We start from the raw sequence: 15,609 nt of genomic DNA on the forward strand, positions 1-15,609 counted from the left end.
AAACTTCAATATTAATTTACATTTTTATGCTGTTTTTGGGGCTATTTTTATAACCAAATTCTCAATGAAGCTTATCTTTTTATTTGTAAACTCAGCTCGAATATAAGCTCTAATAGGAGGTGTCCATGATGCCGCTATTTAATGCCCAGTTATTAAGTATTGATATTAATGAAACAAGACGCTATGCTGGCCTTAGTAAAGCAAAAGATTTTTCTCTGAAATTATTGGAAGATGCATGTTTGGAGGCTCAGCTATTAGGGCAAGCAAAAGGAACATGGCAGTTATATGACTATGATAATATAACTGGTACTGTTTTATCTGATAAACCCCTTGCTCTAAATGGTGAAAAAATTAAAGCATATTTAAAGGAAGCTTCTAAGTTAGCAGTACTCGCAGTGACTATAGGTGAGGAATTAGAAAAAGCTATAACAGAACATTTTTCAAAAGGAAACTACTCTTATGCACTGCTATTAGACGCTGCAGGAACAACCGCGGTAGAGATGGCTGCCGATCAAATATCAAAAGCTATTGGTCAACAAGCAAATAGTATTGGTTATACTACATTAACTAGATTTAGCCCTGGATATGGAGACTGGGATATAACAGCCCAACCTGATGTATTAGCCCTTGCCAAAGGCATTGAAGCTGGTATTAATGTGACAACTAGCTGTATGCTAATACCCAGAAAATCAGTAACTGCCGTAATAGGCTTTGTAGCTGGAAATAAAGATATAAATTTAATTACCAAAGAAAAATGCAGTTATTGCAATCAACTTAACTGCGTATCACGGAAAGGAGAAATCAATGTTTCAGATATTTGACGGAGCAATGGGGACGATGCTTCAACAGGCTGGTTTACAGCCTGGACAGTGCCCTGAAATAATGAACGTAGAAAAACCAGAGGTTATTACTAATATACACGCACAATATATAGCCCATGGTGCAACGATAATCGAAACAAATACCTTTGGGGCAAATAGCATTAAGCTGGCCCACTATGGCTTATCTGACAAAGTATCATTAATAAATACAGCTGCCGTAAAAGCAGCAAAAGCTGCTGCTGGGATAAGCGTAAAAATAGCAGGCTCTGTTGGACCAACTGGTAAGTTCATAACACCGCTAGGAGAACTTATCTTTGACGAGGCTTATGAGGTGTTCTTTGAGCAAATTAAAGCACTTGATGCAGCTGGCGTTGATATGATATTAATCGAAACTATCATTGATATCCAAGAAATGCGAGCAGCCTTGCTCGCAGCTAAAACTGCAACAACTAAACCAGTTATTTGCCAACTATCGTTTGGTTCAGACGGTCGTACAGTTACTGGTACCGATCCTGAAACTGCAGCAATAATACTTGAAGCAATGGGTGCCGATGTCATAGGCGCTAACTGCTCACTTGGCCCTGCTCAATTGCTTCCAATAGTTAAGCAACTTGCAAAATCTTGTTCCTGCCCGATTAGCGTTCAACCGAATGCAGGTATGCCTGAACTTATCAATGGCAAAACAGTTTTTCCAATGAGTCCTTCGGAAATGGCTGTCTGGGTACCAAAACTTATCGAGGCTGGTGCTACCTATATTGGCGGCTGCTGTGGTACAACTCCCGAGCATATAAGCGCTGTCAAATCTGCCGTCCTAAGTTGTGCTTTGCCAGTTAGACAGTCACCCAAAGAAGCTTTAGCTTTAACCAGTAGAAGCAAAACAGTCTACATATCACCTACACTTCCTACGGTAATAATCGGGGAACGTATAAACCCAACTGGCCGAAAACAGCTTGCCGCTGATATAAAAGCAGGCCAATTCCTCTCAGTAAAAAAAGAAGCGTTAGAGCAAGTTAGAGCCGGAGCTAAAGTACTAGACGTAAATATGGGAGTCCCAGGCATAGATCAAGCGGCGGCGATGAAACAAGCAATTCAAGAGCTATCAATGTTAGTTGATGTTCCACTCGCTATCGATACAAGTGACACCGAAGCCTTAGAAGCCGGCCTGAAGGCATATCCTGGTCGTGCCTTAATTAATTCAGTAAGCGCTGAACCTGAACGACTAGAGTCATTTTTGCCACTAGCTAAGAAATATGGTGCAGCAATCCTCTGCCTACCTATTTCACCTGCAGGTGTGCCAAAATCGGCTGTAGAACGAGTCGAAGTTATCAAAATAATCCTCGATGCTGCAGCTCTTGTTGGCTTAAGGAAAAACGATTTCCTACTAGACGCACTTGTTATGACTGTTGCTGCCGATGAACAAGCTGCTCAGCAAACGCTAGCAACTTTAAAATTGTATCGTGAACATTTTGGCTACCCTTCCACTATGGGTCTAAGTAATATATCATTTGGTTTGCCAAACAGGCAGTTAATGAATGGGGTTTTTTGCGCAATGAGCTTAGCTACAGGTCTGGACGCCCCTATTCTCAACCCATTCGATAAAACAATGCAAGAAACTCTCTCTGCCGGTGCAGCTTTGCTCGGACATGATAAAAACGGCCAATTATACAGCTCAAAATACGCAGCGAGCCTATCACCTATACAAACAGCACCTGTCGTAATAAACGATGATGATATACTTGCGTTTATTCGCCAAGCAGTAGTAAATGGAGAAAAAGAAGCTGTAATTCCCCTTGTTCAAAGAGCATTAGAAAAAGGTTTTAGTTCTGTGGACATAACCGAGCAAGCACTGACGGCAGCTATGAACGATGTCGGTCAAGCTTTCGGTTCCGGAAGATGCTTCCTGCCTCAAGTACTTTTATCTGCCGAGACAATGCGCTCAGCCTTTACAACTATTAAAGAAATACTGCCATCACAGTCAATCATAAGCAATGGAACAGTTATCTTAGCTACTGTAAAAGGTGACATTCACGACCTAGGGAAAAATATTGTAGCTGCACTGCTTGAAAACAACGGCTTTACTGTAATAGACTTGGGAAAAGATGTTGATACAGATGATATTATCGATGCGGCCAAAAATAATAAAGCTGATATCGTCGGCCTATGTGCTCTCATGACAACAACAATGCCTCAAATTGATATTGCAATCAAAGCTCTAAAAGATAACGGCTGTGCAGCTAAAACTATCGTAGGCGGCGCAGTGTTAACTGCCGACTATGCCCAGCAAGCCGGCGCAGATGCCTATGCTACAGATGGAGTAGCTGCTGTAAACTTGGCTAAAGACCTGATGAAACAATAATTAAATTAGCCCTCTCATTATGTACATGAAGAACAGCCGCTAACCAATTAGGTTAAGCGGCTTTCTTTTGAATCATTTTTACTTGGACTGTATAATATTCGCCTTAAATAAGGAGGAAGAATAATGAATGGATACACACTTTTAGGCTTGGCAATTGTTTTAGAAATTTTTTCTACATCCATGATGAAAGCATCAGAAGGATTCACAAAGCTTGTGCCAAGTATAATATTTATAACAGGTATGAGTAGCTCCTTTTACATTTTATCCCAAGCGCTTACTACTATTCCTTTGAGCATCGCCTACGCAATTTGGTCAGGAGTGGGAACTGCATTAACAGCATTAGTAGGTATATTAGTTTGGAAAGAACAGCTCAATATCAATAGCGTTCTCGGAATAGCACTAATTATAATCGGTGTAATACTCATTAACTTAAAGGGTTCTGGTGCTGGACATTGATAAAGAAAATAATAAAAAATAAGTAACGCCACATACTTTGCAATTATTTTATAGAATAAAGAGCTATCTTAATAGATAGCTCTTTTATTATGACAGTATATATCCAATTATTTCCTTTTAGGAATCAATAGTTTAACTGTTATAAACTCATCATCTTGCTCTTGGTCAACCTTAACGTTAAGCCCAGTTTTCTTCATTTCTCCAACTACATTGTTTATAGTATTTAGGAATATTCTAACATCTCGTATAATTCTGACAACATTCTGCCTTGGTGCTTTTTTCTCCATTTCCCGGGAAATATCGTCAAGAACCGCCTGAATTAAGGCTTCAGTTTCCCTTACATTAAGTCCCTTTTGTCGAACAGCGTCAAGAACTTCCATCTGTAACTTAGCATCCTCTACCTTGAGAAGCGCACGAGCATGCCGTTCTGTTAGCTGCTCTTTAACCAAAAGCTCTCTTACTTCTGGACATAGCTTTAGAATCCGAAGTTTATTCGCTATTGTAGATTGTTTTTTTCCCATCCGCTTAGCTAATTCGTCTTGGGTAAAACCAAAATTAGCTATAAGCTGCTGGAAACCTTCCGCTTCTTCTAAGTAATGCAGGTCCTCACGTTGGAGATTTTCGATCATGGCCAATTCGGCCATTTCCTTATCGGTCAGTTCTTTGATAATTGCAGGAACTTCTAATAACCCTGCTAACTTAGACGCTCGAAGTCTTCGCTCACCAGCAACGAGCTCATAGGCATTATCAATTCGACGCACTAATAGGGGCTGAATAACACCAAATTCCCTTATTGACGCACTTAAGTCTTGCAATGCTTCTTCATTAAAGGTTTTCCGGGGCTGAAATGGATTTGGTACTATATCATCAATTTTAAGATGCTGCACATCATTTACATTTAAAACTTCTTGTTCCGTTTGTTGTTCAATAACAGCTTCGATGATGTTATTTTCAGCCGGATTTAGAGTTTCGGGTTTTTCAGAATTAATCCCAAAAAATCTGGCTAAATTCTTCATTAGTACACCGCCCTAATACTTAATAACTGTATTAATTCGGCATAACTTATTTAAAATCCTCTAATTTTTCCCAATTTAAAGTGGCTTTTTTTCTGGTGTGCCAGGACGTCTTGGATAAACCTTAGGTGTTTTTTTTGTCTTTTTAATATAAACTACCGCTCTAACATCATCTAAGCCAGGGAGCTTTACTGGTTGAATTTTAAAAATCTCCCCGCCAAGTACTTCTAATGCTCTTTGTGCTTCTGAAACTTCTGACTGATATTGTGCACCTTTTAGTGCCACAAAATATCCACCCACTTTGACAAATGGCATACATAACTCACAGAGCACATTCAGCCTAGCAACAGCTCGTGATACAGCTACATCATATTGCTCACGATATTCTCTCTTATTTGCGCCCTCTTCTGCGCGATTATGAATTACCTTAACATTGTCAATTTTTAATATATCCACAACCGTTTGCAGAAAATTAACCCTTTTATTTAGAGAATCCAACAAAGTAAGCTTTAAATTAGGCTGCCATATCTTTAGAGGTAAGCCAGGAAAACCTGCCCCTGTTCCAACATCAATAATGTGAGCTCCTGGTTTAAATACTTCTTCGCTATAGCAAGAAAGCGAATCTATAATATGTTTCACGGCCACATCCTGTGGCTCAGTAATAGCAGTTAAATTAATTTTCTCATTCCATTCAATTAATAAATTAAAATAGCTATTGTAAGCATTTATTTGATCATTAGTTAAACTTATCCCATAATTTACAGCAGCTTGCTCTAGTGCCTCTGAAAACCCCATTAGTTTTCCCCCTTGCGGCGTTCTTGCTCTAAATAAATCATTAAAATAGAAATATCAGCGGGCGTAACTCCTGAAATCCTAGCTGCTTGACCTATAGATATGGGCCGTATTTTTCCAAGTTTTTGTCTAGCTTCTCCTGCCAACCCATGAATTTGACTATAATCAATATCTTCAGGCAGCATCTTAGCCTCAAGCTTCGCTGAGCGTTCAACCTGCTCTATTTGCTTTTTAATATATCCTTCATACTTTACTGTGATCTCAACTTGAAGTTTAACTGCAGAGCTTATATCAGGTAAACCAAATTGTTCCCTCAGTCCATCATAATTGATTTCAGTACGCCTTAATAAATCATAAAGCGTAGTTCCGGTTCTAAGCTCAGCAGAACCCAATGCCGCTAATTTAGCTTGATTCTCAGCCGTTGGAGTTATCATGGTTTCACTTAACAAATTTAGGGTTTTTTCAATGTCATCGCGCTTAGTAACAAAACGATTGTATCTTTCATCATTAACTAAACCAATTTGACGGCCTTTATCAGTTAATCGTAAATCAGCATTATCCTGACGTAATATTAACCGATACTCTGCACGTGAAGTCATCATTCGATATGGTTCATTGGTACCTTTAGTAACTAGATCATCAATTAATACACCAATATAAGCTTCCGCTCTAGTAAGTATGAACGGCTGCTCTGCTTTTATAATTCGGGCAGCATTTATTCCTGCCATAAGGCCTTGTGCCGCAGCTTCTTCGTAGCCAGATGTCCCATTTGCCTGTCCAGCAGAAAAGAGCCCTTTAATTGCTTTAAACTCCAATGAAGGCTTTAACTGTGTTGGATCTACACAATCGTACTCAATGGCATATCCTGGGCGCATTATTTCGACATTCTCTAAGCCTGGTATTGTTCTTAGAAACGCATGCTGAACATCAATAGGAAGGCTGGTAGACATACCTTGCACATACATTTCATTAGTATGACTGCCTTCAGGCTCAACAAATAACTGATGCGCTGTTTTTTCCGCAAACCTAACGACCTTATCTTCAATTGAAGGGCAATAACGTGGTCCTGTTCCCTCAATTATGCCAGTATACATAGGCGCTCTATGTAAATTAGATCTAATTATTTCGTGAGTATTTTCATTGGTGTATGTTAGCCAGCAAGGGATTTGTTCACGAGTCTCTATATCACTCATAAAAGAAAAGTTGTGAACATCCTCATCACCTGGCTGAATAAGCATCTTTGAAAAATCTACTGTCCTTCTGTCAACCCTTGCTGGAGTACCTGTTTTAAAACGCATTAACTTAACTCCAATTTCCTTTAGTGAATCAGAAAGCTTTTCAGCAGCTCTTTGACCATGCGGGCCACCGGAATAATTTAATTCGCCAAGTATTACTTTTCCACGCAAATAAGTTCCAGAAGCAATTATAATGCATTTTGATTCATATATCTCACCAGTCTCAACTTGTACACCTGTAACTGTATCATCAGAAGTTAGTATTTTATCAATAAGAAGTTGTTTTACTGTTAGATTCTCTTGGTTTTCAACAGTTTCTTTCATAGAGACATGATAGAGTTGTTTATCTGCCTGGGCTCTAAGAGCATGTACGGCAGGGCCTTTACCAGTGTTGAGCATTCTCATTTGGATACAGGTTTTATCGGTGTTTATTCCCATTTCGCCGCCTAATGCGTCTATCTCTCTCACCAAATGCCCCTTAGCAGGACCACCAACTGCAGGATTACAAGGCATCATAGCTATATTGTCCATGTTTAAAGTTGTTAATAAGGTATTGCAACCCATTCTGGCAGCAGCCAATGCTGCCTCAGAACCTGCGTGCCCTGCGCCAATAACAATTACATCATAAGAACCGGCTTTATACAAATTAATCTCCCCCTACTTACCAATGCAGAACTGAGAAAATATCTGATCAATTATGTCCTCACCCACGGTATCACCAGATATTTCTCCAAGTTTGTCCCATGCTGCTCTTAAATCAACCACTACGCAGTCCGGCGGCATAGCCGCAGAAATGGTATGTAATACTTCAAGTAAATAATTATCTGTTTGTCTTAATAGTTCCACCTGACGAACATTATTTACAAATGTGCCATCACTTTGCTGAACTTGTCCACCATAAACCATGTCGGCAATAATTTTCTCAAGTTCCGATAGACCGCTGCCTTCGATTGTCGATATTTTTAATACAGTTTTACCTGGCAGTCTATCTTGTATCTCATTTAAATTAATTACTGTAGGCAAGTCGCTTTTATTTACTAATATAATTGCTTTCTTATCTTTAAGAAGATGCAATACTTCAATATCTTCCTCTTCTAAAGGCTTAGACGCATCTAAAATCATTAAAATTAGATCAGCTCTGTTAATGAAATCCTTGGCCTTTTCAACCCCAATTTTTTCAACAACATCATCTGTTTCTCTAATTCCGGCTGTATCTATTATTTTAAGCGGTATGCCGCCAATATTCACAAATTCTTCAATGATATCCCTAGTTGTACCAGGTATATCTGTAACAATAGCTCGCTTTTCTTTTAACAGGGCATTTAGCAGGCTTGATTTACCGACATTCGGCTTACCGATTATTACAGTTTCTAGACCTTCTCTAAGTATTCTACCCGTATTAGCAGTAGATAATAAATAATTAATTGCTTGTCGAACAACTTTTACGCGCTCTTCTACATCCTGTGCTGCTATTTCCTCTATATCTTCTTCTGGAAAATCAATTGCTGCTTCAAGATGGGCGATCATTCCTAAAATATCATTTCTTAAACCGCGAATTTTCTCTGAAAGCTGTCCTGAAAGATTCCCTACTGCCATTCTAAGAGAAGCATCAGTTTTTGCTCTAATTACATCTATAACAGCTTCAGCTTGGGTTAAATCCAGCCGTCCGTTTAAGAATGCTCTTTTAGTAAACTCACCAGGTTCAGCTAGTCGTGCACCCGCCTTCAAAGTAAGACCTAATATATTTCGAAGTGGAATGGGTCCGCCATGACAATGAATTTCCACTACATCTTCACGTGTATATGAATTAGGCCCTTTCATTACTAAAAGCAACACTTCATCTACTACACTATTATCAAGACTAATAATATGGCCGTAAGCCGCTTTATGTGATTCAAGCTGCTCAGCCTTTTTACCCCTATAGCCCTGAAAAAGCTTATTAGCAATTTTTATTGATTCTGACCCGCTGAGCCGTATTATACCAATACCGCCTTCACCTACGGCTGTTGCTACAGCACTAATTGTATCTTCTTGTATCATTTATCCTACCTCCAATTTACCAGCGCAGGCATTTATTAGAGAAATATATACCTTTCGTATACTTTATTATCGTACAATAAAACCCAGTAATAATATTACTGGGTTTTAGGATATGCAGAAATCTACCTTTTTAAAGCTATAACCACTTTACGGAAAGGTTCTTCCCCTTCACTATAAGTAGAAATACGTTTATCATCCTGTAGCGCCATATGAATAATCTTTCGCTCATGGCGACTCATTGGTTCTAAAACAACCCTTTCGCCACGTCGCTTTACCTTATCGGCAAGCCGTTCGGCAAGTCGATATAATGTCTCTTCGCGGCGTTTACGGTAATCCTCAACATCAACTACAATTCTTACCCTATCCTGATCAACATCACGATTGGCTGCTAAATTAGTCAGATACTGAAGAGCATCCAAAGTTTGACCATGCTTACCAATAAGAATTCCTAAATCTTTACCACGTAAATTGAAAACAATACCTTCTTCACTGGTCATTTTTTCAATCAGTACATCTAACTTCATTTGCGAAAATATATCTTGCATAAATTCTTTAGCTACAGCAACAGGGTCGATCTTCTTTAAGGAAACGCGTACCTTAGCTGGTTTAGTCCCAATAAATCCAAATAAACCTTTGCTAGGAGACTCAATGACTTCTATATCAACGCGTTTTTCGCTGACACCGAGCTCTGCTAATGCTAATGAAACTGCTTCTTCAATTGTTTTTCCAATCTTTTCAACAGCAGTCATAAAATTAAGCAGCCTCCCCTTGTGGTTGTTGTGGACGATACATCCACCATTGCTGCAGTATTTGAACTAGATTACTAACAACCCAGTACAATACTAGTCCAGCTGGGAAAGTTATACTGATATAACCAATGAACAATGGCATAAAAATCATCATCATTTTAGTTTGTTGTGTAACTTCAGTCGTAGTTTGCTTTTGCTGTATGTAAGTTGATACAGCAGATAAAACTGGAAGTATGTAAGTAGCATCAGGTGCAGCCAAATCGCTCATCCACAAAAACTGTGGCGGCGGATTTAGATAAGTATAATCTCTAATAGCATAGAAAATACCAATCAAAATCGGCATTTGTACTATTAAAGGCAGACAACCAGCTAAAGGATTAACTCCAGTTTCTTTATATAGTGCAGTCATTTCCTTCTGAAGTTTTTCCGGGTTATCTTTATATTTCTCCTGCATTTCCTTCATTTTAGGCTGCAGGTCTTGCATTGCCTTCATGGATTTAATTTGCTTAACTGTAAGCGGGTACATCAGCATTTTAATTACAACTGTAAGAAGGATAATTGCAGCACCATAATTTGCTATTCCCAAACTAGCTGTAAGATTATAAAAAAACGTCAAAATCCCCTGTAGATAGCCAATAAAAGTATCGAACAAAATCTCACATCCTCGAATTATTCTAATTATATTTAAATAGGATCATAACCGCCAGGGTGAAATGGATGACAGCGTAATATACGCCTAATCGCTAAATACGACCCCCGAATAACCCCATGTTTCTCAAGTGCAAGTAATGCATACTCCGAGCAGGTAGGTATAAAACGGCAAGTAGGCGGTTTTAATGGGGAAATAAAATTGCGATAAAACTTTATTATCAAAACCAATAAATTTTTCAACATTAAAAACCGCCTGCTTAACTTAAAATACGAGCCTTATTACACAAATCCAAAAAAGCCCTGGCAACGTTATTATAACGCGATTTGACCATGGCTTGTCGGCCTACCAGAATTAAATCAAATTCAGCGGACAGCTTGTGCTGATTTAATCGATATGCCTCTCTTAACAGCCGTTTAACTCGATTTCGAATTACGGCATTCCCCAGCCTTTTACCGGCGGCAAATCCAATTTTCCTATTATCACCATCATTCGGCAGTACATAAAGTACCATAGAACGATTGGCATATGATTTGCCTGTCCGGTAAACAGCTTGAAAACTATTGTTTTTGCGCAGAATCCCCTGCTTTGACAGCTTATACATCACAATAATCATCCTACCATATGGAAAAAATAGGCCACTTAAAGCGGCCTACTATGCAGATAATTTTTTTCTGCCTCTAGCACGTCTTCTCTTAAGGACAAGGCGACCACCTTTGGTTTTCATGCGCTCACGAAATCCGTGCGTTCTTTTCTTCCACAATGTATTTGGTTGATAAGTACGTTTCATCTATCATAACACCTCCTTGCTAAAAAAGACGGAAAATACGTGTCAAAATAATCAATTTTAACTATAAAAATTATAGACTAGCAATCAATAAGTGTCAAGAAAATTGCACAATATACCTGAATAAGTATGTGGATAAATATTGTAATTTATTGGCACATATCATAAAAATATGTTGATAACTTCGTCACCTTTTGCTAATATAATTCTTGATAGTTATCCACAAATCCACTGTTAATATTATTTTATCTACATAAACTAAAATGTTATTAACAAAACACTCTACTTATACACATGTTTATCCACAGTAGTGTATAAGTCCCAGAATACTAGGAAATACAAGACTGCGGACCACTTTAAATTTCGCTGTTGTATTTTTTTTTCGTCTATTTTTACTATATTTACCAAAAACTTATTCACACCTGTTGATAGTTTTGTGGATAAGTTATGTGAATGTTTATAAATTTTGTTGATATTTGCGTTAATAGAAAGGATTGACATTAATGGACGACATCCGGTTAACGGCAATTTGGGAGCAAGTATTAAAGAAATTAGAGCAAGATCTATCTAAATTGGTCTTTGATACTTGGATCAAACCTATCATTCCTTTATCTATATCCGAAAGTATATTAGAAATTGGAACACCTAAACAAATTATGAAGGAATGGCTGGAGTCTCGTTATATGCCAGTCTTAATTAATGCTGTCCAAATTGTCACTCAGAGTCCTTTAAAAATAAAAATTACTAATTTAAATTTAGAGGTCGAACCCAATGAGGCAGCGTTATCAACTAACAATGCTCCAGAGCCTCCCCAAGAAACTAATAAACCAGTTACTACCGAGTATACCCAAAATAGACAGTCTTTTATTACAAATTCTGCATCTAAACCAGTTTCTTCCCAATTAATTATGCAAAGAAATACTGAAATTGCTACAAAAAATCAGCAATTACAATTTACAGGGGAAGAATCGCTTGCTTTAAATCCTAAATATGTTTTCGAAACATTTGTAATCGGCAATTCTAATCGATTTGCTCATGCTGCATCTTTAGCTGTAGCCGAAGCTCCAGCACAAGTATACAATCCATTTTTTGTATATGGTGGTGTTGGGCTTGGTAAAACGCACTTAATGCACGCTATTGGGCATCGTATATTAAAAAATCACCCTGGTCTTAAGGTTGTCTATATTTCTAGCGAGAAATTCACTAACGAACTTATTAATTCAATTCGTGATGGTAATCCCGAGAGTTTCCGACAAAAATACCGTAACATTGATGTATTGTTAGTGGACGATATTCAATTTTTATCTAAAAAAGAACATACTCAGGAAGAATTTTTCCATACCTTCAATACACTTCATGAAGCTAATAAGCAAATTATTATTTCAAGTGACCGGCCACCCCGGGAAATTCAAACTCTTGAGGATCGTCTCAGATCAAGATTTGAATGGGGCTTGATCACTGATATTCAGGCACCTGATTTAGAGACACGTATCGCTATTCTTCGAAAAAAAGCTATGATTGAAAATCTCAATGTTCCTAATGACGTAATGGTTTATATAGCAAGCCGGATTGATAATAATATAAGAGAACTAGAGGGTGCGTTAATTAGAGTTATGGCCTATGCATCTCTAACTAACCAGTCTATAGATATAGATCTAGCCACCGAAGCTCTTAAGGATATATTCCCTAATGGCCGTCCAAAACAAATAACGATGGAATTAATCCAAGATACTGTTGCATCATTTTTTAAACTAAAGATGGAAGAGCTTTTAGCTAAAAAAAGAACCAGGAATGTAGCATTTCCTAGGCAGATTGCAATGTATCTATGCCGAGAACTCACTGATACTTCTCTTCCACGGATTGGTGAAAAATTTGGCGGTCGCGATCATACCACAGTTATTCATGCCCATGACAAAATTAGCAGGGAAAGAAATGAAGATACTAAACTAAATAACACGATTAAAGAACTTATCAAGCGTATTGAGAGTCTTTAGTGTATAACTCTGTTTATAACCTTTTGATTAAGTTGTAGAGAAAGTGTTAATAACTTTTAAACAGTTTATACCTGTGGATTTGTTGATAACTGCTATTATATTTATCTACATCTTATCAACACTGTATATGTTGATTCGACATGAGCTCAATAAATTTATACACATATCTACAGGGCCTACTACTAGTACGACTATTTTTTTATTATATGTTCCATACAGTAATAATATGACAGCGGAGGTAATTTTTAATGAAAATCATATGCACGAAAGAGCTGCTTAGTCATGCTGTACAAATCGTTCAAAAAGCTGTAGCTACGAAAGCTCAACTACCAATACTAACTGGAATCTATTTACATGCAACCGAGAATACCTTAGAACTCCAGGCAACAGATTATGAAATAGGTGTAAGCTGCAAAATAGAAGCTGAAGTCGTACAACCTGGATCGGTGGTTTTATCTGGCCGATATTTCCAAGAGGTTGTTCGAAAATTACCTGGTGACAAGATCGAAATTTCATCAAGTCAGGAAGATCGAACAATTAAAATTACTTCAAATTTCGCCCAATTCAACTTACTCAGTTTGCCTGCAGAAGAATTCCCTGTGCTAAAGCCTCTTGAAGGCGATACGGTATTTAAAATCAGAGATAATATATTAAAAGAACTTATTAAGAAAACTGTATTTGCTTGTGCTAATGATGAAGCAAGACCAATTTTCACAGGTGGTCTCTTAGAAGTTAATAATCAAGATGTTACGATGGTTGCTACTAATACTCACCGTCTTGCACTAAAGAAAGATTTTATTGATCGCTTTGACGGTAATATAAAGATGATTATTCCTGCCAAAATTCTAAATGAATTAGCAAGGGTTATGGTTTCAGATGTACCGTCAAATGTAACGATAAGCTGTCAGCGCAACCAAATCGGATTCAGTTTTGATAATGTTTACATAATATCAAGACTAATTGAAGGTCAATTCCCTGACTACAACAGGGTAATTCCACCTAATTTTGCTACTACGGTAACTATAAAAACTGATGAATTTCTTGATGCCGTCGAAAGGGTCTCTTTGCTTGCCCGAGATGGAGAATACAATGTTATTAAGCTCTCCTTTAGGAATAATTCAGTCATAATCACATCTAACAATCCGGATATAGGTAAAGCAGAAGAAAACGTAAATGCACAAATTGACGGAAATGAATTAGACATTGCTTTTAATGCAAAATACGTTACAGACATTCTTAAAAATATTAATAGTGACCAAATGACCTTTGCATTAAATACCCCTCTTAGTCCCGCAAGTGTTAAACCTCTAGATGATGCAAATTACACCTATATAATTACCCCTGTACGTACAAACTAGTTTAAAGTCATTGCTACGGAGGTTTAAAAAAAATGGAAGAAATTACCATAAATACAACTACTATTAATTTAGACCAGCTTTTAAAATGGGCAGGGATTGCCGAAACAGGTGGTCAAGTTAAAATAATGATTGATGAAGGCATTATTACTTTAAATAATGTAACTGTTACAGAGCGGCGAAAAAAAATTCATCCAGGTGATATAATCGAAATTGAAGGCCTGGGTAAATGGCAAGTAACAAAAGAATAAGGATAATAATATATGCGAGTAAAACAGCTTGTTTTGCGGAATTATAGAAATTATGTAAACTTGTCATTAAATTTTACGCAAAATATAAATATTTTTTTAGGACAAAATGCTCAAGGAAAAACCAATGTCCTTGAAGCAATCTATTATGGTGCTATGGGACGTTCACATAGAACCAATATTGATGCAGAGTTAATTCGTTGGAACGAAAATGCTGGCAGTGTAAACATTGTTTTTAATAGGTTGGATGTTGAAAATAATCTTAATTTTCGTTTTATAAATGACCAAAATAAAGAAATAATATATAATGGACAAGCTATTAAACCCCGTGAGCTTATTGGGGCTTTGAATGTTGTACTGTTTTCTCCAGAAGATTTATTACTAATAAAAGGAGCGCCTGTTGGACGCAGGCGCTTCCTTGATACAGAAATATCACAGGCAAACCCGGCTTACTATCGGCAGCTAATGCAATACAACCGAATTATTTCGCAGCGTAATACTTTACTTAAGAAGATTAGAGAGAAAAAAGCTAAGCCTGATTTATTGGATTCATGGGACGAGCAATTAGCTGTTTTGGCCGCTAACTTGGTAAATAAAAGGCTAAATGCAGTAAAAAAATTAGCGATGCTCGCTAACTTAATGCATAGAAGAATTACTAATAGTAAAGAGAATTTATTAGTTAACTATCAGACTAGTTGTATTGAACTTAACGATCAAAAAAATATTGCAGAATGCTATATCGAACAGCTTAATTCTATGAGAAATGTTGATATAATTCGCGGAAGCACCGGAGTTGGGCCACATCGTGATGATTTAGTATTGACTGTAAATGGTGTTAACTTGAGATCATTTGGATCACAGGGGCAGCAGCGAACTGGTGTATTAGCTCTAAAATTAGCTGAGCTCGAATTTATAAAATCAGAAACCGGTGAGTATCCAGTTTTGCTATTGGATGATGTTATGAGTGAACTAGATGCTAATCGAAGAGAACAGCTTCTGGCTTTTATTAAAGATAGAGTTCAGACCTTTATCACTGCTACTGATGATAAGTTTTTCCCTGAGTGGAAACCGGGAAAATATTATACCGTCACTGCGGGCACTATAACGGAGTGAT

At 37.6% G+C, this 15,609-nt stretch carries 16 protein-coding genes; 7 read left to right on the forward strand and 9 right to left on the reverse strand.

Annotated elements, in window-relative coordinates:
* Positions 1-125: 125 nt before the first annotated feature.
* The 3 genes from V6C17_RS02325 (at position 126) to V6C17_RS02335 (ending at position 3,633) form a co-directional block, all read left to right on the forward strand.
* On the forward strand, positions 126-821 hold the full coding sequence (locus tag V6C17_RS02325; protein WP_333520933.1) for a methionine synthase: 696 nt from the start codon (positions 126-128) through the stop codon (positions 819-821).
* Positions 805-3,177 carry a homocysteine S-methyltransferase family protein gene (locus V6C17_RS02330; protein ID WP_333520934.1) on the forward strand — a complete coding sequence of 791 codons (2,373 nt, stop codon included), beginning with the start codon at positions 805-807 and terminating at the stop codon, positions 3,175-3,177. Before V6C17_RS02325 ends, V6C17_RS02330 begins: the two co-directional genes overlap by 17 nt.
* A 123-nt stretch (positions 3,178-3,300) precedes the next feature.
* Positions 3,301-3,633, forward strand: a complete 333-nt coding sequence (locus tag V6C17_RS02335; protein ID WP_333520936.1) for a DMT family transporter — start codon at positions 3,301-3,303, stop codon at positions 3,631-3,633.
* 107 nt (positions 3,634-3,740) lie between these two features.
* Here V6C17_RS02335 and noc read toward each other — a convergent pair whose 3' ends face one another.
* From noc to rpmH, 9 genes are all read right to left on the reverse strand, one after another.
* Complete coding sequence (gene noc, locus V6C17_RS02340; protein WP_333520937.1) at positions 3,741-4,649, reverse strand: nucleoid occlusion protein; 909 nt, start codon at positions 4,647-4,649, stop codon at positions 3,741-3,743.
* A 75-nt stretch (positions 4,650-4,724) separates the two neighbouring features.
* A complete protein-coding gene (rsmG, locus tag V6C17_RS02345) occupies positions 4,725-5,441 on the reverse strand; it encodes a 16S rRNA (guanine(527)-N(7))-methyltransferase RsmG (protein ID WP_333520938.1) in 717 nt (238 codons plus the stop codon).
* The gene (gene mnmG, locus V6C17_RS02350; RefSeq protein ID WP_333520939.1) at positions 5,441-7,318 is read right to left on the reverse strand and encodes a tRNA uridine-5-carboxymethylaminomethyl(34) synthesis enzyme MnmG; all 1,878 of its coding nucleotides are present in this window, start codon (positions 7,316-7,318) and stop codon (positions 5,441-5,443) included. Before mnmG ends, rsmG begins: the two co-directional genes overlap by 1 nt.
* Positions 7,319-7,330: 12 nt before the next feature.
* Positions 7,331-8,713, reverse strand: coding sequence for a tRNA uridine-5-carboxymethylaminomethyl(34) synthesis GTPase MnmE (gene mnmE / locus V6C17_RS02355; RefSeq protein WP_442891423.1), 1,383 nt, complete (start codon positions 8,711-8,713; stop codon positions 7,331-7,333).
* 122 nt (positions 8,714-8,835) lie between these two features.
* Positions 8,836-9,462: an RNA-binding cell elongation regulator Jag/EloR gene (gene jag, locus V6C17_RS02360; protein ID WP_333520940.1), complete on the reverse strand. Its 627-nt coding sequence runs from the start codon at positions 9,460-9,462 to the stop codon at positions 8,836-8,838.
* A gap of 4 nt (positions 9,463-9,466) precedes the next feature.
* The gene (locus V6C17_RS02365; protein ID WP_333520941.1) at positions 9,467-10,114 is read right to left on the reverse strand and encodes a YidC/Oxa1 family membrane protein insertase; all 648 of its coding nucleotides are present in this window, start codon (positions 10,112-10,114) and stop codon (positions 9,467-9,469) included.
* Positions 10,115-10,146: 32 nt separating this feature from the next.
* On the reverse strand, positions 10,147-10,356 hold the full coding sequence (yidD, locus tag V6C17_RS02370; protein ID WP_442891424.1) for a membrane protein insertion efficiency factor YidD: 210 nt from the start codon (positions 10,354-10,356) through the stop codon (positions 10,147-10,149).
* Between the two features lie 14 nt (positions 10,357-10,370).
* Complete coding sequence (gene rnpA / locus V6C17_RS02375; protein WP_333520942.1) at positions 10,371-10,718, reverse strand: ribonuclease P protein component; 348 nt, start codon at positions 10,716-10,718, stop codon at positions 10,371-10,373.
* Positions 10,719-10,766: 48 nt separating this feature from the next.
* Positions 10,767-10,901: a 50S ribosomal protein L34 gene (gene rpmH, locus V6C17_RS02380; RefSeq protein ID WP_092074531.1), complete on the reverse strand. Its 135-nt coding sequence runs from the start codon at positions 10,899-10,901 to the stop codon at positions 10,767-10,769.
* Positions 10,902-11,401: 500 nt separating this feature from the next.
* Here rpmH and dnaA point away from each other — a divergent pair, with 500 nt between their 5' ends.
* From dnaA to recF, 4 genes are all read left to right on the forward strand, one after another.
* Positions 11,402-12,892: a chromosomal replication initiator protein DnaA gene (dnaA, locus tag V6C17_RS02385; protein WP_333520943.1), complete on the forward strand. Its 1,491-nt coding sequence runs from the start codon at positions 11,402-11,404 to the stop codon at positions 12,890-12,892.
* A 248-nt stretch (positions 12,893-13,140) separates the two neighbouring features.
* Positions 13,141-14,250, forward strand: a complete 1,110-nt coding sequence (dnaN, locus tag V6C17_RS02390) for a DNA polymerase III subunit beta (RefSeq protein ID WP_333520944.1) — start codon at positions 13,141-13,143, stop codon at positions 14,248-14,250.
* Between the two features lie 32 nt (positions 14,251-14,282).
* Positions 14,283-14,498: an RNA-binding S4 domain-containing protein gene (locus V6C17_RS02395; RefSeq protein WP_333520945.1), complete on the forward strand. Its 216-nt coding sequence runs from the start codon at positions 14,283-14,285 to the stop codon at positions 14,496-14,498.
* Between the two features lie 12 nt (positions 14,499-14,510).
* Positions 14,511-15,608 carry a DNA replication/repair protein RecF gene (gene recF, locus V6C17_RS02400; RefSeq protein WP_333520946.1) on the forward strand — a complete coding sequence of 366 codons (1,098 nt, stop codon included), beginning with the start codon at positions 14,511-14,513 and terminating at the stop codon, positions 15,606-15,608.
* Position 15,609 lies beyond the last annotated feature (1 nt).

The organism is Dendrosporobacter sp. 1207_IL3150, assembly GCF_036763085.1.
Lineage (GTDB): Bacteria > Bacillota > Negativicutes > DSM-1736 > Dendrosporobacteraceae > JBAIYU01.

What these genes read in the sequence shown, in the direction of transcription:
- recF (WP_333520946.1), top strand. Translation starts at nt 14,511, where the DNA reads ATGCGAGTAAAACAGCTTGTTTTGCGGAATTATAGAAATTATGTAAAC.
- rsmG (WP_333520938.1), bottom strand. Translation starts at nt 5,441, where the DNA reads ATGGGGTTTTCAGAGGCACTAGAGCAAGCTGCTGTAAATTATGGGATA.
- rpmH (WP_092074531.1), bottom strand. Translation starts at nt 10,901, where the DNA reads ATGAAACGTACTTATCAACCAAATACATTGTGGAAGAAAAGAACGCAC.
- V6C17_RS02325 (WP_333520933.1), top strand. Translation starts at nt 126, where the DNA reads ATGATGCCGCTATTTAATGCCCAGTTATTAAGTATTGATATTAATGAA.
- jag (WP_333520940.1), bottom strand. Translation starts at nt 9,462, where the DNA reads ATGACTGCTGTTGAAAAGATTGGAAAAACAATTGAAGAAGCAGTTTCA.
- V6C17_RS02395 (WP_333520945.1), top strand. Translation starts at nt 14,283, where the DNA reads ATGGAAGAAATTACCATAAATACAACTACTATTAATTTAGACCAGCTT.
- dnaA (WP_333520943.1), top strand. Translation starts at nt 11,402, where the DNA reads ATGGACGACATCCGGTTAACGGCAATTTGGGAGCAAGTATTAAAGAAA.
- dnaN (WP_333520944.1), top strand. Translation starts at nt 13,141, where the DNA reads ATGAAAATCATATGCACGAAAGAGCTGCTTAGTCATGCTGTACAAATC.
- V6C17_RS02330 (WP_333520934.1), top strand. Translation starts at nt 805, where the DNA reads ATGTTTCAGATATTTGACGGAGCAATGGGGACGATGCTTCAACAGGCT.
- V6C17_RS02335 (WP_333520936.1), top strand. Translation starts at nt 3,301, where the DNA reads ATGAATGGATACACACTTTTAGGCTTGGCAATTGTTTTAGAAATTTTT.
- mnmE (WP_442891423.1), bottom strand. Translation starts at nt 8,713, where the DNA reads ATGATACAAGAAGATACAATTAGTGCTGTAGCAACAGCCGTAGGTGAA.
- noc (WP_333520937.1), bottom strand. Translation starts at nt 4,649, where the DNA reads ATGAAGAATTTAGCCAGATTTTTTGGGATTAATTCTGAAAAACCCGAA.
- yidD (WP_442891424.1), bottom strand. Translation starts at nt 10,356, where the DNA reads ATGTTGAAAAATTTATTGGTTTTGATAATAAAGTTTTATCGCAATTTT.